This window comes from Rhodococcus sp. AD45-ID, assembly GCF_003023755.1.
GTDB lineage: Bacteria > Actinomycetota > Actinomycetes > Mycobacteriales > Mycobacteriaceae > Rhodococcus_F > Rhodococcus_F globerula.
Genome location: NZ_PYHL01000001.1, coordinates 1,451,032 through 1,476,028, shown reverse-complemented (window position 1 = coordinate 1,476,028; position 24,997 = coordinate 1,451,032). Strand labels below are relative to the sequence as shown.

Annotated in this window: 17 protein-coding genes; 14 read left to right on the top strand and 3 right to left on the bottom strand. The window is 55.2% G+C overall.

Annotated elements, in window-relative coordinates:
- Window positions 1–543 precede the first annotated feature (543 nt).
- The 4 genes from C7T36_RS06605 to C7T36_RS06590 all read left to right on the top strand — a co-directional run bounded on the left by C7T36_RS06605 (window position 544) and on the right by C7T36_RS06590 (window position 6,643).
- On the top strand, window positions 544–2,511 hold the full coding sequence (locus C7T36_RS06605) for a hypothetical protein (RefSeq protein WP_045064208.1): 1,968 nt from the start codon (window positions 544–546) through the stop codon (window positions 2,509–2,511).
- Window positions 2,508–4,244 carry a phospholipid carrier-dependent glycosyltransferase gene (locus tag C7T36_RS06600; protein ID WP_106939695.1) on the top strand — a complete coding sequence of 579 codons (1,737 nt, stop codon included), beginning with the start codon at window positions 2,508–2,510 and terminating at the stop codon, window positions 4,242–4,244. The genes C7T36_RS06605 and C7T36_RS06600 overlap by 4 nt, the downstream gene beginning before the upstream one ends.
- Before the next feature lie 83 nt (window positions 4,245–4,327).
- On the top strand, window positions 4,328–5,461 hold the full coding sequence (locus C7T36_RS06595; protein WP_045064207.1) for a cellulase family glycosylhydrolase: 1,134 nt from the start codon (window positions 4,328–4,330) through the stop codon (window positions 5,459–5,461).
- 264 nt (window positions 5,462–5,725) lie between these two features.
- Window positions 5,726–6,643 carry a UTP--glucose-1-phosphate uridylyltransferase gene (locus tag C7T36_RS06590; RefSeq protein ID WP_045066622.1) on the top strand — a complete coding sequence of 306 codons (918 nt, stop codon included), beginning with the start codon at window positions 5,726–5,728 and terminating at the stop codon, window positions 6,641–6,643.
- Between the two features lie 65 nt (window positions 6,644–6,708).
- Here C7T36_RS06590 and C7T36_RS06585 read toward each other — a convergent pair whose 3' ends face one another.
- Both C7T36_RS06585 and C7T36_RS06580 read right to left on the bottom strand, forming a co-directional pair.
- Window positions 6,709–8,163: a glycosyltransferase gene (locus C7T36_RS06585; RefSeq protein ID WP_045064205.1), complete on the bottom strand. Its 1,455-nt coding sequence runs from the start codon at window positions 8,161–8,163 to the stop codon at window positions 6,709–6,711.
- Complete coding sequence (locus tag C7T36_RS06580; protein WP_045064202.1) at window positions 8,157–9,623, bottom strand: hypothetical protein; 1,467 nt, start codon at window positions 9,621–9,623, stop codon at window positions 8,157–8,159. Before C7T36_RS06580 ends, C7T36_RS06585 begins: the two co-directional genes overlap by 7 nt.
- 1,202 nt (window positions 9,624–10,825) lie before the next feature.
- Here C7T36_RS06580 and C7T36_RS06575 point away from each other — a divergent pair.
- The 10 genes from C7T36_RS06575 to C7T36_RS06530 all read left to right on the top strand — a co-directional run bounded on the left by C7T36_RS06575 (window position 10,826) and on the right by C7T36_RS06530 (window position 22,553).
- A complete protein-coding gene (locus tag C7T36_RS06575) occupies window positions 10,826–12,313 on the top strand; it encodes a sugar transferase (protein ID WP_045064200.1) in 1,488 nt (495 codons plus the stop codon).
- Between the two features lie 113 nt (window positions 12,314–12,426).
- Window positions 12,427–13,746, top strand: a complete 1,320-nt coding sequence (locus tag C7T36_RS06570) for a UDP-glucose/GDP-mannose dehydrogenase family protein (RefSeq protein ID WP_045064198.1) — start codon at window positions 12,427–12,429, stop codon at window positions 13,744–13,746.
- Between the two features lie 93 nt (window positions 13,747–13,839).
- Window positions 13,840–14,895 (top strand): glycosyltransferase family 4 protein, encoded by a 1,056-nt coding sequence (locus C7T36_RS06565; protein WP_239654602.1) that lies wholly within the window; start codon window positions 13,840–13,842, stop codon window positions 14,893–14,895.
- Window positions 14,892–15,920, top strand: a complete 1,029-nt coding sequence (locus C7T36_RS06560; RefSeq protein WP_045064197.1) for a glycosyltransferase family 1 protein — start codon at window positions 14,892–14,894, stop codon at window positions 15,918–15,920. Before C7T36_RS06565 ends, C7T36_RS06560 begins: the two co-directional genes overlap by 4 nt.
- 2 nt (window positions 15,921–15,922) lie before the next feature.
- On the top strand, window positions 15,923–16,978 hold the full coding sequence (locus C7T36_RS06555) for a polysaccharide pyruvyl transferase family protein (protein ID WP_239654680.1): 1,056 nt from the start codon (window positions 15,923–15,925) through the stop codon (window positions 16,976–16,978).
- Window positions 16,975–18,249 carry an O-antigen ligase gene (locus C7T36_RS06550; protein WP_084702405.1) on the top strand — a complete coding sequence of 425 codons (1,275 nt, stop codon included), beginning with the start codon at window positions 16,975–16,977 and terminating at the stop codon, window positions 18,247–18,249. The genes C7T36_RS06555 and C7T36_RS06550 overlap by 4 nt, the downstream gene beginning before the upstream one ends.
- A complete protein-coding gene (locus C7T36_RS06545; RefSeq protein WP_045064194.1) occupies window positions 18,224–19,120 on the top strand; it encodes a glycosyltransferase family 2 protein in 897 nt (298 codons plus the stop codon). The genes C7T36_RS06550 and C7T36_RS06545 overlap by 26 nt, the downstream gene beginning before the upstream one ends.
- Before the next feature lies 1 nt (window position 19,121).
- Entirely contained in the window at window positions 19,122–20,234 is a 1,113-nt protein-coding gene (locus C7T36_RS06540; protein WP_106939693.1) for a polysaccharide pyruvyl transferase family protein, read from the top strand.
- Window positions 20,231–21,682 carry a lipopolysaccharide biosynthesis protein gene (locus tag C7T36_RS06535; protein WP_045064185.1) on the top strand — a complete coding sequence of 484 codons (1,452 nt, stop codon included), beginning with the start codon at window positions 20,231–20,233 and terminating at the stop codon, window positions 21,680–21,682. The genes C7T36_RS06540 and C7T36_RS06535 overlap by 4 nt, the downstream gene beginning before the upstream one ends.
- Complete coding sequence (locus C7T36_RS06530; RefSeq protein WP_146153429.1) at window positions 21,675–22,553, top strand: glycosyltransferase family 2 protein; 879 nt, start codon at window positions 21,675–21,677, stop codon at window positions 22,551–22,553. Before C7T36_RS06535 ends, C7T36_RS06530 begins: the two co-directional genes overlap by 8 nt.
- A 422-nt stretch (window positions 22,554–22,975) precedes the next feature.
- Here the strand turns inward: C7T36_RS06530 and C7T36_RS06525 are convergent, their stop codons facing one another.
- Window positions 22,976–24,826 carry a DUF4012 domain-containing protein gene (locus C7T36_RS06525; protein ID WP_045064180.1) on the bottom strand — a complete coding sequence of 617 codons (1,851 nt, stop codon included), beginning with the start codon at window positions 24,824–24,826 and terminating at the stop codon, window positions 22,976–22,978.
- Window positions 24,827–24,997: the final 171 nt, after the last annotated feature.

Sequence of the window (24,997 nt, the reverse complement as noted above, 5' to 3'; positions counted from 1 at the left end):
CCCAAGTCGTCCGAAATTTGCCTCGCTGCAGGGTAACTGGATGCCCGAGTGATTTCGGCTTCTGGACTTCGAGTTGACCAAGGCAATGTTCCGGTTATCGGAAAATATAGCAATGTGATGTATCCCAGGTCGTTGTCGATGTCTCGTTGATCTTGGCTCAACGGTACGAGAGCCGTTGCCAGCCGTTGCCGGCCGTTGCGGTGTGCTCGTATCTACTGTAGATCCCGAAAGTTCAAGGTTTCTCTGGTTAGCGGTGTGATAACAATTGCTCAATTCTTCTGCGGCGCTGGTGAACTCGCCGTGAATATACATACCGTCCAGATGGTGTGACGTTCAGCGCATTCTCTCGGGACCTAACTCCTATCTTTGGCGCAGACGCGAAATCTCATTGCTCGGGATAATTAGCCACCGTACTAATTGGCGGTTATGGTCTGTTTGTTGAAATCAACCCGATCGCGTGATCGTTGGGTGGGACGGTCATAACTCTTCTGCCCTTGAAGCATCGTTCGTGTTCGTGAGCTCGATCCCGAGGAGAGTTTGTTGATGGTCCCCAGTTTGGCCGGGCTGCGTCGCAAAGTGATGACCACGCTGGCGGTTGCTTTCTGCATAGTCTTTGCGTGCAACACAATTGCCGGGGCGCAGGTGGTCGACAAGGCTGCTGAAACTAATGTCGCCGAAGCCAACGTCGGCGCGATCTCTCTGAAGGAACTTGGCCGGGGAACTGATGTGGTGTTCTCGGCGAATGACGAGCCGCTGACCGTTTCACTACCGGTACCTGACGGACTCACTGCAACTGCTCTGATCGGGACAGTTACGGCACCTATCGATTTCAGCCGAGGGTGGATCGAAGTAAGTGCTGACGGCCGCCCCATCTCACGGGTGGAATTCGATGCTGCTCAAGTCGGTCAGGGATTGCCGATTTCGATACCGCTTGCCGGTCTGGCTGTCATAGATCGGAGCATCGCCGTTTCGATGATCGGGCACCTCGTCCCCGTAGATGATCGTTGCTACGACAGAAGCAACTACCAACCACTCGCGCTGCGAAACACGTCGATCGTCTACGACGGCACCGAAGCGCAGCCGTCGACGGTCTCGAACTTCTTTCCGCCGATTCTGCGTAAGGCCACGATCTATCTCGCGAACAGTAGGTCACAGGCACAACAGACCGCCGCGCTGCTTCTGAGTGCGTCGATAGTGAATCGCTATGGCAGTCAACCAGACGCAGTGGTTCTCGCCGAGTTGCCCGCCGGGCAGTCGCTCCCAGACTCCGTCCCAGGTCTGTTCGAGCGGAACATTCTGGTTGGTGCCGAGGGTGAGGGTGGAATCGACCTCGCCGCCGGACCCAGTGGATACCCTGTCCTGCGTTTGACCGGTGACGACAGATCGCTTGTCCCGCAGGTTAATCTGCTCGCGGCAAACTTCAATGGTTTCTGGGCCGCAAGCCAAGCACTGACGGCATCGGCGAAGGCAGTCGCGGAAATCTCTCGCGACGTTGTTCCTGTCGGCGACTTACGGCTCGGATCTTTGACGTCGTCAGGGCTCGAGCACGTCCAGGTTGAGGTGCCGTTCACTCAGTCCCAATTGGGCCGAGCAATGAAGAACGTGACCGTGCGCATGATCGGTACCTATGTTCCGATGCCGAGTACGCGAAGCGCTCAGTTGTCTTTCAGCGTGGGGGATCAGCGTCTCGACAGTCGGGCAGTGGATAACAGTGGTCGCTTCGACATCGAATTCACGATCCCCGACGAGTTGGTGACGCGGGAGATGAACGTGACGGCTGCGCTGGATGTTTCCGGCGATTTTCAATGTGGGAGCAGCAACGGATCGACGCTGACGATTGATCCGGAAAGCACGATCAGCTCAAACGTCGCTGAACCGGCAAATCCCGGGGGCTTCCAGTCATTGCCGCAGTCGATGCTGCCGATCGTAGAAGTGGGGACCACGCGCGGAGATTTTGCCGATACTGTTCGGGCTCAACGTGTTCTGGTTCAGATGCAGCGGCTGAGCTACTTGCCGTTGCAGCCGCGAGTTCAGTCGTTTGTCGATGCGGCTTCCAGTCCGTTGCCGGCGGTGCTGGTCGCTGCAGACGGAAAGCTCCCGGATGGCGTGGATCTCGACCTGCCGATGGAAACCGCCGATCAAGGCTTGCTGCGGTTGCGCGGTCTTCAGTTCAATGCGCCATACGGCAGCATGCAGGTTGCGGTGGTTCCCAACCACGAAATCGTTGTTGTTACCTCTAACGGTGACGCGGTAGATGTCGACAACATGCTGAACTGGCTGGAAGGTGATCCGGCACGGTTTGGAAGGCTCGCTGGTGATGTCCTTGTTGCTCCTCGCGATGTCGATCCATTCGACATCAGCGTCAATCTTGCACCGGTAAGTGGGGCGAAAACCAGCGACGACGATAGCGGCATCAGCTCTACCACAATCGGTTTGATCGCAGCAGGCACCGCAGCACTAGTAGTTATTTCTGTGGGTGGCGTGCTGTTCTTCAGGCGCCGTTCACAATGATTGTCGCCGCACCGGCGGAGTCACGAACGTTGGACTCTGCCGGCCCCATTGAGGAAGAACGTCAACGACTGCCTTGGGGGGTCTATACCGCGGTGGCCGTGGTGTACATCGCCCTTGGTGTGTGGCTGAACGCGGAGATCAAATTCATCTTCACTGATGCAATGAGTCGGGTTGCTGCAGTATCTGCAATGTTGTGGAGCCGCGATCCGCACTTTGCAGCAATCGGATTCGTCTTCACTCCATTGACCGCAGTTGCACAGATTCCGATGGGTCTGTTGGGGCACTGGTTTCCGGAGTTGTTGCGCTGGAACATCACTGCATCTGTGACGTCGGCGCTTTTCATGGCCGGAGCGGTCATACAGATTCGAGGTATCGCACGTGATCGTGGGTGCGCTCGATGGGTGACGATCATGGTCACTGTGTTGTTTGCTCTCAATCCCATGATTCTCATGTACGCGGCCAACGGCATGAGTGAGGCGCTGTATCTCTTCTTCGTTATCTGGGCTGTTCGCCGCCTCATCCGATGGATGCGCAACGACGATGCGCACGAGTTGATCGCAGCCGGTTTGGCGCTCGCACTGGCCTATCTGACTCGGTACGACGCCCTTGCACCCATGTTCGTTGCGGTGGTGCTCGTGTTCGTGGTCAGTTGGATTAGATTTCCGAAGGCTGACGCTGACGACAAGTTTCATCGGTCGTGGGCAGCGGCGATTGACGCGACCGTTGTGTTGCTTCCGGGGCTTATCGCATTTCTTGCCTGGTCTGCCTCGAGCTGGTTGATCACAGGGCAAGCGTTTCAACAGTTTTCGTCGGTGTACGGCAACAGTGCGATTATCGAGCAGGCCGGTGGTGCTGCCGATACACCGTTGAGTCGGCTGGCTTTCTCGCTCACGGAGATAGCGGTACTCGGTCCGGCGTTCCCGGTGCTAGCGGCCGCGGCAATTGTCTTGGCGTGGCGGCGGCGCGATCCCGAAGTAATCGTCCCGATCGTGCTGTTCGGCTCAGTGCTCGGTGCACAGACCCTGCTCTACATGATGGGCTCGACGTTTCCGTTTCTGCGCTTCTATCTTGCTGTCGTCCCGCTGTGTTTTGTGTTGGCAGTGTTGATCTCACCACGCGAGCGGCCCGTTGTGTCGCGTAGGCCTGGGCATGCCGCCAGTCCCGAGTTGGTCCGTGATCAGCCGAAATACTCCGGTCCGTCGATCATGCTCGTTGTTTCGCTGGTGCTACTGCTCGGGTCAACTGCGGTCACCTTTGTCGCAATGGGAAGCCCGCGACTGGCGTCCTTGGAACACTCGCTTGCGAGTGTGGTCATTCCAGGCCGCCAGGATGCCGCCGAACAGGCGATTCTGCGGACCTTCGGAGCAGAACGCAGGATAGCCGACTATCTCGATGACCTCGATCTGCCTGATGGATCGGTGCTGACCGATACGGTCTTGGCCTTCGGTGTCATCACTGCGTCTGATAATCCGAAACAGTTTGTGATTACCTCCGACACCGATTTCGTGAAGATATTGAACAACCCGTCGGAGTCCGGAGTTGAGTACATATTGACCGTTCCCAACGAGGAGCGCGGAGTGGCTGACGCCATTAATCGACGGTATCCGACCATGTACGAAACAGGCTCCGGTGGAATTGGTGCGTTGGTCATCGAAGTGGAGAACGACGGGGGAACGGTACCGCCAAACTGGCGGCTGTATCGGCTGACGGGCAATAAGCAAGAGGGAGGCTAAAACTCCGGATTTATGGGACACTTTGGACGCGGGGGGATGCTGCGTTCGAGCGATGGGTAAACATGTCTCCGAGAGTGAAAAAAATGAAACCTCCAACGTCTGTCTGGCGTCGAGTGGCCGCAGTTCTTGTCAGTGCCGCTACTGTTCTCACCGTGAGTGGCGTGGCCGCACGCACGGTGGATGCGGCCCCGCAACAGGGAGCCCGCGTCACCGCCACCGTCGATGGATTGAAACTCGACGGACAAGATTGGTTTCCAACAGGTTTCAATGCCTATCAGCTCGCCACCGATTGGGGGGTGAACTGGGGTTGCGGTGCGATGGTCGATCTCGACGACTATTTTGGATCGTTGCCGGCAAAGTCTCTGACGCGTTTCAATCTGTTTCAGGCCTTGGCGATCAACAAATTCACGGGTGAGCTGGATTTTGGACCTATGGACGCGGTATTCGCTGCAGCCGAGGACCACAACCAGATGATTCTGCCCGTCCTCTCGCCGCAGGACGGAGCCTGCGAGAACGAAACTTTCAAGGAACGTAGCTGGTACGTCGATGGTTGGAAAGACTTCGACGCCAATGCTGCGAAGTCGCTGATCAGCTTTCAAGACTGGATGCATATAGCAGTCGCCAGGTGGAAAGACTCTCCGTCGCTGGCGGCTTGGGAATTGGTGGGAGAACCTGAACCGAGCCTATGCACCGACACGGCGTGCAATTGGTGGACCAGGACGTGCCCGTCCGACACAGCGCAGATTCTGCGCTCGTTCTACGACGCGGCTGGTGCAGAAGTGCGGGCGCTCGATCCCAAGACCTTGATTACGGCTGGGCTTCTCGGCGGCGGCCAATGTGGCACCGGCGGTGACGATTACCAGTACGTCAGCGAGTCGCCCTACGTCGACGTTGTTCAGTACCACGATTACGGCGCTGATGGTGTTGCTCTTCCCGGTGACCAGTGGAATGGACTGGCGCGTCGCATTACCCAGGCCACTGCGGCCGGAAAACCGCTGTTGGTGGCCGAAATCGGTGAATTGGCCGGTAGCTGTGAGCCTCTCGCAACTCGGGCGACACACATCGGCGACAAGATTGCGGGTCAGAAGACAGCAGGCACCGCCGGGGCGTTGCTGTGGGCCTTTGTGCCGGATCCTCGTCCGACGGAATGCACCATGGATATCGGTTACGACGACCCGCTATATGGAGTTGTCGCGGCTGAAGCCGAATGGGGCTGAGAAGCTCTGAATTCTAATAGTGCCCCTGGGACTAAGGTCCCAGGGGCACTAGTTCTTTCGGCGGCTTTTTGGGGAATTGTGTAGCTTCCTTCATGAAGCGGAGCCGGTGTAATGTATTGCAAAACTGACGTTTCGCAGTAGTTTGCAACGTGCAGCTCAGAATCCGATAGGCACTCATCGAAGAGATCCGCGCGGCATCAGTGGCGTGTAGATGAAACATCAGCGGCGTGTAGATGAATGAGTCTGCATCAGGAAAGGTAAATGATGACTACAGTGCGATCATCCTCGATCAAGACTGCGGTGGTGCCGGCAGCTGGGCTTGGCACTCGTTTCTTGCCGGCCACCAAAACGGTTCCCAAAGAGCTTCTGCCGGTGGTAGATACACCGGGGATTGAATTGGTCGCCAGTGAGGCTGCTGCCGCGGGAGTGGAACGTTTGGTTATCGTCACGGCGCCCGGAAAAGCGGGTGTCATGGCGCATTTCCTGGAAGATGTTGTGCTCGAAAACAGATTGCAGGATGCGGGAAAACATCATCTCCTGGAGCGGGTCCGAAAGGCGCCGGGGTTGATCTCGGTGGAACCTGTTGTTCAGGAGTCTCCTCTCGGTTTGGGGCACGCCGTCGGCCTGGCGGAATCGGTTCTCGGCGCCGACGAGGACGCCATCGCGGTTCTGCTTCCGGACGATCTAGTGCATCCCGGTGGGGTGCTCGAGGCCATGTCGAGGGTCAGGGAGGAGCGCGGAGGATCTGTTCTCTGCGCATTCGACGTGCCGCGACATGAAGTCAGTGCATACGGAATTTTTGACGTGGAGCCAGATTCCGACAACCCTGACGTTCTCAAGGTCGTTGGCATGGTGGAGAAGCCGGATACGCACAGTGCGCCCTCAACTTTAGCTGCTGTTGGCCGGTATCTATTGGATCGCAAGATCTTTGACGCCCTGCGCTCCATCAAACCGGGGAAGGGCGGTGAGTTGCAGTTGACCGACGCGATTGCCTTGATGATCAGTGAGGGTCATCCCGTCCACGTTGTGGTGCACCGGGGATCGCGTCATGATCTCGGAAACCCGGGTGGATTCCTACGAGCCTCACTTGACCATGCACTGGGACGTAAAGAGTACGGACCGGAATTGCGAATATGGCTGGAGGAGCGTCTTCGCCAACCGGACCCGCAACTTACCTACTGAGATAAACAACTCCGCCCGGGACATCGTCCCGGGCGGAGTTGTTTGTGTGCGTGCGGTCGGAAGAATCAGTTGCTCAGACCATGAAACGTTTTCTCCCAGTAGGACGGGTTCATAATCAATTGGTAGGTGCCCTTGATCGCTGCGATGCTCATCAGCACCCAATACAGTGGCGCGGTCAGGCACGCAATCAACAGGGCGGCATTCCGCGTCTCGCGGCACGCAACAAGATTCATGTACATCACGGCGGCGTTTCCAAAGACGAGCGACGCGAGGGCCGGGAAGTACACGTAGCTGGGGAAAATCTGCTGGATTATCGCGGGTTGGCCGAGTATCCAGCCCAGGCTCAGAAGCCAGAAGATCGTGTTCAGTGCGGCAACCACCGGCGTTCCCGCCATCAGGATGGTAAATCGCAAGAACCCGACGGTCCCAATCCCGCGCCACAGCTTCACCGGCTGGCGCATGTGAACCAGCCAAGTCTGCAAGTAACCCTTGTACCAACGGGATCGCTGACGGATCCAGTTGATGGTGTCGCTGTTCGCCTCTTCAAGCGTTGTCGAGTTGAGGACGGCGGTGCGGTAGCCGCTTTCAGCGATCCGCACACCGAGATCGGCGTCCTCTGTGACGTTGAATGGATCCCAGGCGCCAATGTCGTCAAGCACGCTGCGTCGCAAATGATTTGATGTCCCACCCAGGGGAATGGGGGAGTTGCTTCGCATGAGGCCGGGCAAGATGAAGTTGAACCACAGGGCGTAGTCAGCGGTGAACCATGCCGTCAGCAGATTTTGTGTGCCGTTGTGAAAGGCGAGTTTCGCCTGGACACATGCGGTATTTGCCGGCACCTGAGCGAAAGTTGCTACTACTCGGCGCAATTGAAGTGGATCTGGCGAGTCCTCAGCGTCGTAGATCGTGATGATCTCACCCGTAGAAAAGTGAAGTCCGTAGTTACAGGCCTTCGGTTTGGTGCGTGGATCCGCCGCTGGGACTTTCAAGATGCTGACTACTTTGTCGACGCCGGCCAATTCAGCGGCTTCGATGGTGATCATGTCGTCTTCCTCGAGAAGGAGGAGAACTTGGAGTTTTTCCTTCGGGTAGTCGATGGCACGCATAGCTGCGATCAGATCACCGACAACCTCTGGTTCGTTGTAGGCGGGCACCAGGATCGTATATAGCGGCAGTTCGTCATCGGTAAGAGCAAGTGCCACCTCATCACTGATGGTCATGATGGCCGACGCATCCAGGCCTCGCATGAAGAGAATGAGCCGATCAACCATCGTCCAGACATATCCGAGGGTGCACAGCAGAGTGAGCGTGATCAGAGTGGGAGTGAGGAAAAAGATCAGGCACAAGATTGCGACCGCGAGGAGCGCGAACAGGACGTTGCGCTGCCAGGGGTAGAACGCCACCGAGGCAGAGGAAATCGGTTTGCGCTCACGCAGACCGTTCACTGCATCATGGAGGGCAGCAGCTTTGAATGCGTCGGAGGCTTTGTCTCCGTGCACCAGGAGATCGAGATTCACCATTGTTGAGCCTCCACGATGTGTCGTCCCAAGGCCTCGAGCATCCCGAGGTCTTTGTACTGCGATTCGTTGTCCTCGGTTGAGCTTTTCCCTCGCAAGAGCAGAGCGAGACTATTGCCTCCATTCGAGGCCATCGACGGACTCGGCTCCGGGAAATAGGCGTCCGGTTCGTGATTGTCGACGGTGATGAGACTGACGCGTTGTGCGGCACCGTCGCCACGAGTCCAGATGAAGTTGAGATTGCTCCAGGTGAGAAGGAGAGCATCGTCGACGATGGTGTACATCTCGGCCACGACACCGCGCGTCAGTTCGACCTGCACAGTGGGGCTGACACGCGCGTTCTGCAACTCGTACGTGGCGCTGCTCGGGTAAACAGAGAGAGTAGCCGCGCGACGGACCTGCAGAACATCCATTTGTACAGTGCGCTGGCGCATGAGAGCGTCCCACGCTGGATTTGGCGTATCGGCGCGGATTGTTTGTCGCGTCAGCGTGGATGTAGGCCCGAAGTACCGCTGCGGCCAATCGAACTCTTCAGTGGAGATTTGGCTCCACCCCGCCGGTACCACCAATCGAGGATCCGCAGTGGCCGGTGGGCCTTGGGAAATCGGAATATCGTCGGCATTGGGGAGCGGTGTGAGGGCGATCAGTATTGCAACGCCGAACACGAAGAGGATGGTCCAGTCGCTGGTTTTGGTTGACGGCTTGCGGAGCGGACGATCGAAAGGTTTTAGCGACTTGCCGCGGCGTTGATACAGATAGAAGATAGCGCCGACCAGCAGCGCAGTTCCGACTGCAGGAAATAGTTGAACCAGAAATAGCGGAACCGTCGGAAACTGGTTCGACAAGTAGTACACCAAGGCAGTGCCGAGGGCGATGGAGATCAAGAAGGCAACCAAACCTCGTCGCCAGTTTCGACTGACGGCAATGGTGGTGGCCGTGGATGCGACAACAACCATGATGACGCTGTAGTCGAACCGAGTACCGCCCAGTTCGATTGCCAGGGTTCGGTAGAAAAGCGGGCTCAAAACCATGGGCGTCAGCCAGATCAACCAGTACCGATTGACGGGGCGAAGTCCGAACATGAGAACTGCTGCGCCCCAGACAAAGACCCAAGCCGCCAGCGCATCGATGTGCATCAGCTCGTAGTTGTCCCCGAATCGCGGCATCAGCAGAGCCTGCATACCCAGTGCGACGAGTAGGCCGATGCCGCCAACGATCTTGTCCGTTTCCCGGTCATGGATCGGGAGTTCGGGGCCCCTCCTGAGGTCTGTGCCCACGGCCGCAACAACACACAGCAGGGGCAGTACAAATACGAACCCAATCGCGGTGCCATCGACTGTGCTGCGCCACAGGTTGTTCCACGTTGGCCAGAACGCAAATATTGTGGCTGCTGCGATCATCAACCAACGGACCGTGAGCCGCGGAACAATTCCCGACTCAGCGCGGATAGTGCTGATCTTCAAGGTGTGAGTCCCATTCGAGCGTGACTGGTCAACGAACCGGATTGCGGACCTCGTTGGGGAGTCTTCGGGTGTATGTCCGAATTTTGACCATACGCGATTTTGCACGACGCACGTTCTGGCGATGTGGGCGTTTGCCCGGCTGATCGCTATCCCATCAAGTTTGTCGGCGCTGTAGTCCGCGCCTCCAAGTTAGGGGGCCTGAGGTCAATCTCGGTGTCCCTTACACATTTAAAGACATGCGTCATTAGGGACGTAAGTCCTAAATCGTGGTTACTTTCGGTCAGCATTGTTTGCATAGTGAGGTCTAGTCTCGAATGCGCGTTGCCCGGAGATTTCAGAGTCGATGGATCTCGAGGTGTCTCAAACTCCCAGTGTCAGATAAAGGTGATTTGTCTGGTATTTCGTCTTGATTTGGACGCTGACAACAGTGCGGCGCACGTGCTTGAAGTTCTTACCATTTCACATCGTGAGATTCAGTTACTAGTGTGATCGAAATAATATAGGCGTTAAATGGACAATCGTCCAGTATAAATCTCTGCCGTTGTATGGTTTGGGCTTTGCGGCATCGGCCTATTCGCTTCCGGGTAGCCATAGATATCGCCCGCGAATGAGCAGAAATCGAAACGGGACAAAGGTCGCAAACTTCTCAGGTGATTTGGTCTGTATCCGGTTCGCGCGGACGAGATTACAGTTGATCTGACGGAAAAGGTCTTGATCTGCACTTATCTCCGCTGTTTGTGCAGCTGGCAACTGATCGGCGCACTGTTGCCGGACTGACAAAGAGGGCGGGATCTGGTATTTGCTCAAGATTTGCTGTCAAGTGGAAAGTTGCCTCGATCCAGTGATCGACTGACTCGTGAACCGAAAGCTTTGGTTGACGATCTGCCGTTTTAGGCGAACTCGGTGATCTACGTCTGTCACCACTGCCGACCTGCGCTGTTAGTAGAATTTGATCCATCTGCAGGGTGGTGGTGAAATAGATCCAGCATGGTACGTAACGGACAGCCGCAGATCGCGATCAATCAGTGTGAAACGGATGTGCGGGGCACTTGCTCGAGTCGGGTCTGGTGGTCAGGCAATTTCGGATTGTTTCGAGCACTTTTCAGAAGAGTAGTTGATTCGGAAATTTCCTGACCAGGAAGGAGAGCTGACAAGTGACAGCGCTCAACGAAAGCGAAGGGTCTCGCACGAGCTCTCGTGTTGTGGTGCCGGAAGTCCAACCGACGGCGCCTGACGCTCATTCGGAGGTGTCTTCGCGACATCGATGGCAAGCGGCTTACGTTCGACGGTTGGCTGTCAGCGACGCGGCAATTATTGTCGCAGCGGTATTTCTTGCTCAGTGGTTTCGTTTCGGCGTGAACTCAGGTGGGGTCAGTACCAGCGGCGTTGGAAACTACAGCTACACCGCCGTCTCGCTCGTATTGATTGTCGCGTGGATTGCAACGCTCAGTATCTTCCGAACTAGGTCGATCCGAGTGATCGGGAGCGGACCGGAAGAGTATCGGCGAATCTTTGTCAGCACGGTGCGACTCTTCGGCTTGATCGCGATAGGCAGCCTGCTCCTTCAGATCGACATCGCCCGCCTCTATCTGGCATTTGCTTTCCCCGTCGGCATGATCGCTTTGATGGCTAACCGCTGGTTCTGGCGCCGAGTCATTGCCCGTCGCCGTGCACGCGGTGAATTTAGAACCTCGGTCCTCGTTGTGGGAAATCGTCGTGCCGTTATTAATCTGGCAGAGAACTTCGAACGCGGATCAGCTGACGGATTCAGAGTGGTGGGTGTTTGCACGCCGGGACACAACAGCGACATGCACGATGTGATCACGGTCGCAGGGCGACGCATCCCGGTCTTGGGTGATGAACACGACGTCACCCGTGCACTTGACGTGGTCGGTGCAGATACCGTCGCCGTTACCGCGACCGAGCACCTGGGGTTAGACGGAATGCGCAAGCTTGCATGGGATCTCGAGTCCAAGCGTGTAGATCTTGTCGTCTCACCGGGCATTCTGGATGTCTCGGGTCCCAGGCTTTCGATGCGGCCCGTTGCAGGCCTTCCGTTGATCCATGTGGAACGCCCGCGCTATCACAGCGCGCAGAAGTTCGCGAAGACATCGTTCGACATCATCTTTGCCACAATGATTTTGATCATGATCAGCCCTGTGTTGCTCGCTACGGCAGTGGCGGTGAAGCTGACCAGCCCAGGTCCCGTCCTGTACAGGTCGGAGCGAATGGGCTTGGACGGCAAGCCGTTTCCGATGTTGAAGTTCCGTTCAATGGTTCAGAATGCAGACAAGCAAGTTGACGCTCTGATGAAGAACAATGAGGGTGCCGGCGTTCTGTTTAAGATGCGAGACGACCCTCGGGTCACGTCGGTCGGGCGCTTCATGCGGAAATTCTCGATCGACGAGTTGCCACAGTTCCTGAACGTGCTGCGTCGTGAGATGAGTGTTGTTGGACCGCGACCTCCGCTGCGGCGCGAGGTGGAGGCCTATGACGGTACGGTGAGCCGACGGCTACTGGTCAAGCCCGGAATTACAGGACTGTGGCAGGTAAGTGGGCGCTCCGATCTCTCGTGGGAAGACACTGTGCGACTTGATCTTTCCTACGTCGACAACTGGTCAATGATGGGCGATATTTTGATCGTAGCCAAAACGCTGAAGGCGGTAGCGGCCAGTGATGGGGCGTACTGATTGATGTCCAACGCGAGTGGAATCTAAGTCCGAATCTGTCAGCGCAGCAGAATCCATTTTAGTAAATCGATCGCTCACAACTTGTCGGCTCAACGTAAAGGAAATTCGAGAGCATGCGAATCACAGTCTTCGGTACCGGTTATCTGGGGGCCACGCACGCAGCATGTATGGCCGAGTTGGGGCATGAGGTGCTCGGCGTCGACGTTGACGAGTCGAAGTTGCAAAAGCTTGAGGCCGGAGAAGTTCCATTCTGGGAACCGGGACTCGAGGAGATATTGAAGCGCAACGTCGCTGCTGGTCGGCTTCGTTTTACTTCGTCCTACGAAGAAGCCGCCGAGTTTGCCGATGTGCACTTTCTTGGTGTCGGAACACCTCAGAAAAAGGGTGAGTTCGCCGCTGACATGAAGTACGTGGATGCGGTGGTAGAAACCTTGGCACCGTTACTGACAAAGCCCGCAGTTATCTTCGGCAAGTCGACAGTGCCAGTAGGTACTGCGGAGCGACTCGGGGCGATGGCTCGGAAGTTGGCTCCTGCGGGTGATGAAGTTGAAGTTGCTTGGAACCCGGAATTCCTACGCGAGGGGTACGCGGTCAAGGACACACTCCATCCGGATCGACTGGTGCTCGGAGTGGATCGTGCGAGGGGGGGACGAGCCGAGGAATTGGCACGTGAAGTTTATGCGCAGTTGCTTGGGGAGCGAATCCCGTTTCTCGTGACAGATTTGGCGACCGCAGAGTTGGTAAAGGCTTCTGCCAACGCGTTTTTGGCCACAAAGATTTCATTCATCAACGCGATCGCTGAGGTGTGTGAGGCCGCGGGCGCCGATGTGACTGTGCTAGCCGACGCCATCGGTCACGATGACCGTATTGGCCGAAAATTCTTGAACGCAGGCATAGGCTTCGGCGGCGGATGCTTGCCGAAGGACATCCGTGCGTTTATGGCTCGCGCCGGCGAGTTGGGTGCCGACCAGGCCCTTACTTTCCTTCGGGAGGTGGACAACATCAACATGCGCCGACGGACGCGAATGGTTGAACTTGCAAGAGAAGCATGTGGGTCTCTACTTGGTGCCCGGGTCGCAGTACTCGGCGCGGCATTCAAACCTGATTCAGACGACGTGCGGGATTCACCTGCATTGAACGTCGCAGGGCAGATTCAGCTTCAGGGCGCAGCGGTGAATGTGTATGACCCGAAGGCGATGGACAACTCGCGCTCACTGTTTCCCACACTCACCTACAGCACATCGGCGTTGGAGGCCTGTGAGGGGGCAGACGTTGTGCTCGTGCTTACCGAGTGGAAGGAATTCAAGGAACTCAAGCCGTCGTCGCTGAATTCTGTTGTGCGCCAGAAGAAACTGATTGACGGACGGAACTGCTTGAAGCCTGAGCAGTGGCGTACGGCCGGCTGGATATATCGCGGTTTGGGACGGCCGTAGGCAGACAGAAATATCGGTGTGGATCGTTGGGTGTCAGTCGAACGGACGAAACTTGAGTAGTCGACAAGACCGAGAACAAAGTTTGGAACAGATGTGAACAATTTAGGTTCGACGCTTGAGCGCAAATCCATTGATGTTCTGCATGTTTCGGAAGCATATGGTGGCGGTGTTCAGTCAGCAATCTCGCGGTACATTGAAAACTCACCCGACTTCAGCCACCGTGTACTGGTTCGTGCACGATCTGCACACGACATAGGTGAACACTCGACGGCGACGATGGAAGGTTACAGCGGTTCGCTGCCATCGTTTCTGCTCTACGTCCGTTCGTATATACAGAAAACGCGGCCGCGAGTCGTCCATTTCCACTCTAGCCTTGCTGGGTTGGTGCGGGCGATCATGTTCCCATCTGATACCAAAATCGTGTACACACCACATGCCTATGCGTTTCTGCGACGCGATTACGGGCCCCTATTGCGGACGGCCTATTTAGCGGCTGAGGTTGTTTTGACGCAACGTGCACAGACTGTAGCGGCTATTAGTCCATTCGAAGTCTCGTCAGCTGTTCGCGTGGCGGGTCCGCGCGCAGAAGTTGTATATATTCCTAACGTTGTTCCTAACAAGACGCGCCCATCAATAACGATGCCGATGCAGGCTGAGCCGCCGAAAGTAGTTATGGTAGGCAGGATTTCGCAGCAAAAGGATCCAAGTTTTCTGGTGCAAACTATTCGTGCATCAAAGGCTAATATCCAATGGATTTGGGTCGGAGACGGTGATTCCGATATGCGAGCGATGTTGATTGACGCTGGGGTGTCGGTAACCGGCTGGCTGCCGAATGATCAGGTCCATCGCCACCTAGCCTCGGCAGATCTATATCTGCATACGGCACAGTGGGAAGGTGCGCCGATTACCCCGTTGGAGGCCGCGTCGCTTGGAACACCAGTCCTGGTGAGAGGTATTGATTGCCTGGAAGGGCTAGGATTCGCGACGACGGAGAATGATCCGGTGTCGACTGCCAATGCAGTCGATCGCTTCTTCGCTGATCCGGAATTTCAAGATGCCGCACGCGCTGCTACCGAAGACTCACTTGCGGTGCATTCGCCCGAGGTCCAACGACAGGCGTTGGAATACCTATACGGAGGCGTGCGATGAGAGTTTCGATGCCCGGGCGTATTCTCGATCGTCATGTCGGAGGCAACACAACCTACGCGAGGACGGTTGCCGAGGGGTTGAGGGCACGTGATGTCGAAGTCGTTTCGATGCCTTTTTCTAATAACGCCATACGTACAATAATCGACGAGACTCGAGTCGGTCTGCAGAGAAACAGTGCTCATGTTCTTCACTATGTGGCGGATACCGGACCGTTGGTGCCCACTAACACTCCGTCGGTAGTTACTGTGCACGGAGTCGCAAGTAGGTGGATCAGCGGCGTGAGGGGCCCAGCTCAGGAGAAAATATGGCGTACGCGCGTTCGCCGAGCCATTGCTTCGACCGATGCATTGATGACAGTGTCACAATCGAGTGCAAAGGATATCGCCGAAATATTTGATGTTTCACTCGACAGTATTCAAGTTATTCCCCACGGAATCGAGTGGGGTCTATTTGAGTCACCCGTGGCACTGTCTAATGAAGTTTCCGAGCGTATCCCTGATGATTTCATGCTCTACGTTGGAAACATCGAGCCGAGAAAAAATATCCCCGCCCTTGTCAACGCAGTGGCGGCGAAGGATGTACGAGCGCATGGCTTGCCATTGGTGATTGCAGGTAAACCTGCATGGAACTTCAGCGAGGCGATGGCAACAATCGAAAGCAGTCCCGATGTCATCTATCTTGGATTCGTATCTGATGACGATCGGGCGGCGCTAATGCAGCGATGTGCTCTTTTTGTTTTTCCGAGTCGATATGAAGGATTCGGATTTCCCGTGCTTGAGGCGATGGCTGCAGGAGCGCCGGTACTCACTTCAAACTGTGGTGCGCTCGCAGAGGTTGCCGGTCCGTCGAAGATTCTGGATTCGGTTGATGCTGATGCAATCTCGCAAGGGATCACTGAGACCTTGGCGGATGCAGATTGGCTCTCATCGGCGACGAGGGATGGCAAGGCTTGGTCGTCATCATTTTCATGGTCTGCAAGCGTCGACGCACATCTTGCGCTTTATAGGAAGGTGTTGGGAAATTGAAGGTGCTTGTTCTTCACGCGTACAGTGCCGAGAATGCCGGCGACGGCTTGTTGGTGCGTGAAACACTTTCTCTCATCCGCGATGCATTTGGTTCCGACACGCAAATAACAGTTGCGGCATCGCATCCTGAAACTTTCGTTGGTCTAGAAGTCAACATTGTCGATTCGAGTCCAGGATTATTCGGTTATAATCGAAATTACCTCAGGATTCTCCGATCGATGGATGAATTCGATGTTGTGGTCGGAGTTGGCGGAGGATATATCCGAGCGGGCTATGCGGCGGAGGCAATCAAGATGCTGCTTGTCCACGGCCCACAGTTGTTGGCGGCGTCACGAACAAAGACCCCCTCTATCTATCTTCCACAAAGTATTGGGCCTGCAGTTCCGCTCCTTAGACGGCTACTGAACTCGCGTCTCGCAAATGTAGAGGTCGTTCATGTCCGAGACGATCGAAGCTTGGCAGAATTCACCCGAGCAGGTGTGACAAGAACGAGTGATCTAGCGATCCTCTCGTCCTCGCCGCGACTAGGAAAATCGTTGGACGTCGACTCGACGCCGGTAGTTTCAATACGTGCCGTTCGTGGGAAGGTAAGTCCTCTGGTTATTGACCTTGCTCGGCAAGTCAAGGCCTTCGACGGATATGTCCAGAGCGAGACAGCAGGAAACAACGATGTGGCAGCTATGCATTCGATCGGACCTCGACGAATCTTGCCCCGTCAGGAGCTGATGGCACCACCTACCGGCGCGAAATCTCGTGTAGTCGTTGCAGTGCGGCTGCATGCTGCACTGATGGCATTACAGGCAGGGCATTTCGTGATCCATCTGGCGTACGAGAGGAAAGGATTCGGGGCGTTTGAAGATTTGGGCCTGGACAATTTTGTTCACAATGTGAACAAATTTGAACCATTCAGAGTGGTTCGTCAAATTGATTTACTGTTGACGGATGAGACCGAGCGTGCCCGTTACGTTGAATCCCTGAATCTGGTATTAGAGAAATCTGATTCGCATCGCGCTCTGCTAATAGAGGATCTGCGCCGATTGCCAGGTTTTCACTCATGAGACGCGACGTGACTCTGCCGGGAGACGTGTTCGACATTTCTCCCCGGCAGAACCTGAAACCGTCAGCAACCGTTATGTCCTGGATATGGGTTGTGGTTCTATCGTGCGTGCCGGTATATCGACTTGAAATTTCGTCTCTAAGTAGTCGAATTCCCGACTTGATATTGATACTTCTTATTTCCTGTGTCGTATTTGGGCACTTCAGAACATCGTCTGTCGATATGAAGTGGCGATTTGCCATCGTTTGTCTACCGCTGGCGGCACTATTCTCCGGAATTAATTCGAGTCTATCTGCATCGCTTCTGATTTCGGTGAAGTTTGTGGTCCTTCTTTGGTTCTCGCCAATGGTGTTTTCGTATTACCGTTTCAAGGTCCCTGCATTTGTATCAAGAGTAGTAGTGGGATTCGTCGGTGTTCAAACAGTATCCGCTTTGGCGGGAATACTACAGCTCACCGGGATGTCTGTCCTCGGTGCGGTTGCAAATAGTGGGCGGGCCAACGGTCTGTCCGGGCACCCCAACGTTTTGGGGCTTATGTGTGTTGTTGCGGTCCTAATCTGTCTCGGGTCCAAGCGCGTGGGCAGAAAATATCGCCTCGTTCGATATGTTGTAGTGGTGATAAATGCGGCAGCCTTGGTTGGTACCGGCAGCATCAGTTCAATGATTGCGATGGGTGTGTCCCTCGCGGTACTCGTTATATCGCTCCGCGCGGCAACCAAGTTCGTCTTCACCTTGTTGATTCTGGGCGTAGTTGCATTAGTCCTCGCTGCCCTCGCCGGCGTCGATTCGAGTACGTTGCTGTCGCCAGTGGAATCTCGCGTACAAGAAGTTACTGGTGAGGCAGACGGAGTTGCGTCTTTCGATATTCGGCAGAGAACATATGACTTCGCGATTGAATCTATATCGAACGACCCATTTTCGGGTGTCGGGTTAGATGGAGCCAATCAAGGGACATTCAATGGGGTAACTGTCGTGCACAATTATCTGTTGCGCGCGTGGTATCAGGGTGGCATCTTTATGATCATAAGCTTCTCTCTCATTACCCTAGTGTTTGCGCGAGCCGTGATACGTTCGATAATCACGGCTCGCAACGCCGTGGCGGCAAGCGTGATTACTGCAGTGATAACCTTTGGTCTTACCTCCGCTTTCTATGAACAGCAGCAATATTGGTTCCTTTTGATGATCGCGCTGGTTACTTTCGATCGTACTGGCGATATTCGACAGGATTTGGAAGGAAAGGCCAACGATGTACGAATCGCCCGAACTGATTGAATCTAATAAGCAATTGGATTTAACGGTAATAATTCCCGCCTATCGTGCAGAAAGTACGATTGCGAAGTCGATTAGTTCAGCTGCGAATGCACGCCCAGTCGAGGTGATCGTTGTAGATGACGGGTCGGACGATAATACCGCGGCAGTTGCGGAAGCTGCCGGGGCACGATGCATTCGGCAGGAAAACCAAGGAGCTTATATGGCTCGGCGCCTTGGCGCCTCTTGCGCGGCAACTACGTATCTGCTATTCCTTGATGCGGACGATGAGATTATCCCATCCGCGGTTCGCCGGTCGGTTGAATTGATGGAGAAGGAAGAAGACCTGGTCGTTGCAGCTGGAACCGTAATCGGAACTGGTAGCGGTACCGCTGACAAACACTTCCCGATTCGGTACTCTCCGGTAACTGCCGAGTCATTGCTGATCAACGGTTTCGGCCCTTGGCCGCCATGTGCAGCTGTAGTTAGACGTTCGGCATATGAAACTGCTGAGCGCATGTCGCCGTCGGTAATAGACACAAAATACGCTGACGACTACCAGCTTTTGATCAGGTTGTCTCTAACCGGGAGGATATCCGTTCGAGATGAAGCAACTTGTCGATACGAGCTCGCGGGTGGTAAATCATCGAAGAATGCTGAATTGGCGATAGAAGCCAAGGAGAAGATTCGTTCGTATTATTCGAATCATCTGGGGATATCGATCGGCAAGATGACGGACCGTGACCTATCCAGGGCTGCTGATGTCCGGGTGGCGCGCTCATTGTGGGCTTCTGGCGACAAGTTTTCCGCGGCCGGGAAAATATTGAAATGGATCTTAAAGGACCCGCGCGCCGCGGTCATAAAACTGTCGTCGTCGCCATGGCAGAGGAACTGACATGCTGACTAGCTTGAAAATAAAGAAGAGACAACCTCGCGTCTTTGTCACTACGATTGGACAAGAGGATAATCTCGGTGATTCAGTTCTTCGTCGTGGACTGCTCGACGCCTTGGACAGGAATCGAGTGGAGGTTCATGTGCTCGTGGGATCTAACTCCACCGGTTACATCTCAGCGCTGGGTCTGCATTCGAACGATGTCGTCTATCAGTCGCGGCGCAGTTGGCGTCGGAGCCTGATAGTTTCCGCATTACGAGGCAGATGCTCCTTGCTCTTCAATGCAGGGGAGGTGCGTGTTGACCGCGCCCATAGCCACCTAGGAAGATTTCAAGCAATCTCAGTTGCGATGGTTCGGCTTAGGGGTGGCGCCGCGATTCACACTGGATTGGGTGTTCGCGATATAAGCGTGCCGCGCGATATTGCCGCACGTTCCGTTCTCCGCATGTGCACTCTCGTTACGTGGCGCGATGGTCCCAGCAGAGATTGGTCGGGTTTCGGGCACGTTCTTCCGGACTGGGCATTTGCCATTGCTTCACAGCGAGAGTCGGCCGGCGGTAGTGTCGCGCCCCCGCCGCGTACGCTCTTGGCAATTTCGATGCGAGGAGATCGTGACTTTCCCTCACGAGATTGGTTCGACGCGGTCAGGGCAATCTTGGACGAGAACAATTTGACACCTGTTCTTGTCACTCAGGTCGTCCGCGACGGCGCTCGATCCCAGGAAATTGCACGGGAACTCGGCTCTGGTACAACGGTTTTCGGTTGGACGGGAGATACGAGTCATGCTGCACACGAGAGTCAAGTGCGAGATATCTACCTGCGTTCGTCTGCTGTCGTCAGCGATCGACTTCATGCTCTCGTACTGGGTGCAACGGAGGGCGCCGTTCCGCTTCCTTTGACCGTGGGTAGTTCTGAGAAGCTGCAACGGACCCTTGCAGTCGTGGGGCTGGACGAATTTTGTATCGAACAGGACGAGATTCAGAAGCATTCCGTCAACGAAGCCGCGCGCAACGCGCTAGCTCGTGGGACGCAATTTCAGGTGACGAAAGCACGAGAGCAGTTGACAGATCTCAGTGAGATCGTGATGGCACATATAGTTCGCGGTGCGGGACGATGACACTGGCGCAGAGTGCTGCGCGGGGCAGCGCAATTACGCTCTTATCACAGGCGATCAAGCTTGTTATAATGCTCGGTTCGACCATTATTCTGGCAAGACTTCTATCGCCGACGGACTACGGCTTGGTCGCAATGGTTGTCGCGCTAATCGGGGTCGCTGAGGTTTTTCGAGATTTTGGTCTCTCTATGGCTGCATTGCAGTCTCGTACGCTTACGCACCAACAGCAATCCAACCTTTTCTGGATTAATACACTGGTTGGCGCGATACTGACAATATTAGTATTTTCTCTTGCTGCTCCAATCTCATCCTTTTATTCGGAGCCTGCTCTCCTCGAAATAGTCAGGGCATTGTCCATAACTTTCTTGCTGGGCGGTCTGTCGACGCAGTTCAAGGTGAGTATCAATCGTGATTTGAGATTCTTTGCGCTAGCCGCGGTCGATCTATTGCCATTTGTATTTGCGTTCGTCGTTGCGTTAAGTCTGGCGCTTACAGTAGGTAATTTCTGGGCGTTGGTTTCGCAGCAAATAACTCTTGCACTCCTCGGGTTGGTAGCGAGTGTCGTGTTCTCGAAGTGGCGGCCGGGTCTGCCACGCCGGGCCGATATGGGGAATTTGCTGACATTTGGAATTAGCTACGCGGCGACCCAATTGATCTCATACGGAACCAGGAACGTGGACAGCATTGCGCTCGGACGCTCGGCAGGGGCCTCGAGTTTGGGAATGTATGATCGCGCATACAGTTTGGTGAGTCTACCTCTCACCCAAATAAATACACCTCTGTCTCGTGTGGCCATACCCATTTTGTCTCGGCTTGCAGATCAACCTGCGCGGTTCTTCCAGTATCTACGCCGCGCACAACTCGTAGCTTTGTACTTAACGGCGAGCGTATTTCTTCTGCTGGCGGCGATAGGTGACCAGCTCGTACTCCTGCTATTGGGACCGGACTGGGAAGTGGCTGGTCAAATTCTCAGGATTCTGGCAATTAGTGGTGTATTTCGCTCTATTGTGCAAATCGTGTACTGGATCTACATGTCTCTCGGTCTCGCGAAGCAGCAGCTTCGTTACTATTTGGTTGCGCAACCGCTTCTCATAGTCGTTATTCTATGCGGGCTTCCGTGGGGTGCTATGGGTGTCGCAGTCGCGGTCTCCATCGGCTATGCGCTGAACTGGCTTGGAGCACTGCTCTGGGTGGGGCACGTAGCTAAGATCCGAGTTCGTCCCCTGCTGACAGACGCTGCGCGCGCAGTCCTCGGGTTCGGTCTGCCGGCCGGTCTACTGGCCTGGGGCGCCTCGGCGGCACTGGCTTCCACGTCGCCCACCCTAAGACTGTTAGTGGGATGCACTTCCGCAGCGATCGGGTATTTCATTGCGTGGGCAGTATCGAAACGAGTGCGTGAGGATATGTCAGTTCTAGTTAGTTTTGCGAGAAAGGCAGTTGGGCGTGAGTAAGTCGATGACAGTTAGTTGCGTAATTCCAACACACCGGAGACCTGAATTTCTTCGATTGGCCATAGGATCGGTCGCTGGTCAAACATTGAAACCGGATGAAATTGTCGTGGTAAGTGATGTATCTGACCCCGAAGCTAGATTGGCATGTGTAGAAGCCCAGAGGGGGATTGATATTCCAATCCATTACCACGAATATTCAGATGAAGGAGGTGGAGCATCCCAGTCCAGAAACTACGGCGCCCGAAGGGCTGAGGGTAAGATTCTTGGTTTTCTAGATGATGATGATATTTGGCGACCTGATTATCTGCGGTGCGCTGTGGAGCGATTGCATGCGAGTCATAGTCAGCTAGTAGTTACCTGGTTGGCAGAATTTCTCGACGATGTGGTTTATGATGGAGCGTCAATTGCCGAGGATCTACCCCCATCGGCTTCAGCGGCGATGAACCCCGGGGCCACTGGGAGCAATGTCATTTTGCCGGCTCATGTGTTTTGGGAGATCGGCGGATATGATGTTGATCTCTTGGTCAAGAACGATACAGATTTTCTATATCGATTCCTGCAAGCTGGCTACAAGTATGCGGTAGTTTCGGAACGTCTCGTTTTGCAGCGCAGACACAGAAGTGGTCAGCTAACCCAAAAGTCGACGAAGCGGGCAATTGGAACAGAAATGTATTTGATGAAGCATAGATCGTCGTTGTCGCGGGAAGATATTCGGACATTACGGCGATCTGTCCATCACATCAAGTCGCATAGTGAGCCGCAGTTCGTAGCACGCCTTTATCATACCGTTAGGCTCGGTTTTTATTACACGCCAATAGAAATGGTGCAAGTGGCTCGGAATCGCGGGTTAATTGCGCGCTTGCGCGGATAATGGTCTTCCCTCTATGGTGTCGTCTGAGCTGGGCCTAGGAACAGATTCTTAATCCTTTGTGATTGCGTATCCAAAACGGTAAACTTGTCGCAAGTGTCCCGTCTGCCGGTCAGCGTAGATAGCTTCCGTAAGCCTTACTTCGTGTCTTGAATCCAGTGTGACCGGAAGGTTTCGATGATACGAATCCTAACGGGCAATGCGCACAGTCAACCGATGCACCGCTCGGTACATCAAAGCTGGCACAAGGTCCGTTCGAGGATGCTGATCGGGATCCTCAGGTTTAGACGCGACAACGCCCCAATCGTGCATCGTCAGTCGATGATCGATGCACAGTCGGAGCGCTGCCGTCAGTCGCCTTCCTGTTTGAATCTGGCGATGATGCGGGGTGAGGCTTCTTTCAGTGTTGCCGATCGTAAGAGCTGTTAGCAGGCTGGTACGTCGATCGTAACGGTTGGGTCGTCCACCAGCGGTTGAACAGGTACTCGCGCTTCACCTGCCGCAGTTGGTTCGGTGACGTTGAAGACAACATCCACTGTTTGGCCCTTCGGAACCTCGGCCAACGTCATGAAAACTGGGTGGCCAAGTTCCTTTCCGCTGGCGGAGAAGGAGATCTTCCCGTCCACCGCAACACTATCCAGCTTTGCTCCCTGGGTTGAGAGCAGTGACACAGCGGCCATATTGGTGCCCTGTGGAAGATTCCTGGGATTCGCGACTATGCCGTCCACATAGTCCGGAAGATCGCCTGCCGGAGTATTATTGGTGAGGCTGACGGTCACGGTCGACTTTCGTGTATCACCTTCACAACTGTCAGCCGAGTAGCGGATGGAGCGTGTCAGATAATAGTCGAGCTTGTTGCCAGCCTGATTGTTGATCACTACGCCCGCAAATGGCGCTGCATCCGCCGGCACTGTGTGTGCCAAAGGTGTTGTGGCAAGTAGTTCCTGTTCCTCGGGGTGTGAACTCCACACTGCGATACGGCCTTCGGAGACACCGCGACCCAAGGCGTCGAGAAGTGCACTGGCAGAACTGATATTGCCGGTCATCTTCTCCACGACAAGACCAGCGATATTCTGCAGATACTGCTTTCGTGCGTTGTTGTTGTCCGCGAAGCGGGTGTAAGCCGTCGACTCGGTGAGTTCCACAACGTTGTCGGCTGTAACCTTTTCGCCGTCTGGCATTGTGACCGGACCCACAACTTTGAGTATGTAGCTCAACGCAATTGGGTCGATCGAGATCGCTCCGTCCACCACCTCGCCGTTTGACTCCTGCTTCCACAGTGACTGCCAGATCTGCGCAGCGTAGGGGAAGTGTGAACTGAGGTTGCTGTTGCGGAAATCTGTGGTGGGACGGCTCATTCCGTAGAGGTTGGCAAAGTCAGGACCTAGGTCTATTGGACTGTTGTCCACTCCCAATTCGGAGTTGCGGCCCAAGGTGTCGACTCGTGCGGTTCCTTCCTCGACCCGGACGATTCCGTAGCCGCCCAGCAGTCCGCCTGTACCGCGTGCCTCGGCGTTTGTCTGGAATCCGATGAAGTAATTGCGTGGTCCGTCGGCTCCGAGCATCGTCGGTGCGAGCCGTGCCGCGAGCGCCGTGTTCTCCAGAAGGTTAGTCAGCTCAGTAGTTTGATCCACTAACGAGGTGCGCGCATCGTTAACTGCGCCTATGAAGTTGGCTTCCGGGACGGCCGCCGCTCGGGTCGACAACTCGGCCGCGGAGGCTGCTGTCTGTTCGAGAACGGGTGTGGCTTGCCGCAATGGTTCGAGCGCAATCTGGCCCCCTGACTGAATCAATTCACCAGGAGCAAGCGCGGTTCCAGCATCGACCGCAGGCAAGAGGACGTCGTTGGTCAATCCATGGACCACATCTGTCATTTGTTTGGTGGTCTCGAACGGGCTGCCGACGACTGGGATTGCTGACGCGATGCTCCAGGGGAGGGATTGCGTCTCCGAATATGCCAAACTCGCATATTTGTCGGCATCGGCTGCAGACTGCTCGGCGGCCTCCGTGTCGCCAGCGAGGAGTGCCGTCTTGGTGGACTGCGCGTGATCGCGTGCCGCTTCGAGATTGCTCTTTGTTGTGATGGCGGAGTAGCCCATCCATGCGCCAAAAGCGACGACAACCAGCACAAATGCACTGGAACCGGCAACGATGTTGCGTCGACGGTTGGACGTCTTGACGCGACTGCGGCGTCGAATCCGAGTAGTAGATGTGGATGTTGAATCTATTGCTTCGGATTCGTCATCGGACCTTGGTCCCGATGTGGTGCTGGACATTGCGAATTACTCCTGACTTTCGGGGTCGTCAGAGGTTACCGCGGTGTGCCAGAATTGACCCTGAAGTGGTGGGAGGGGGCGTCGCACCGTAAACTTCAGCCTGGCCGTTCTTGTTGTGCGCGTAATTAGATGGACCTGATCAGCCGGCGTTTCCAATACATAATTCGGGGC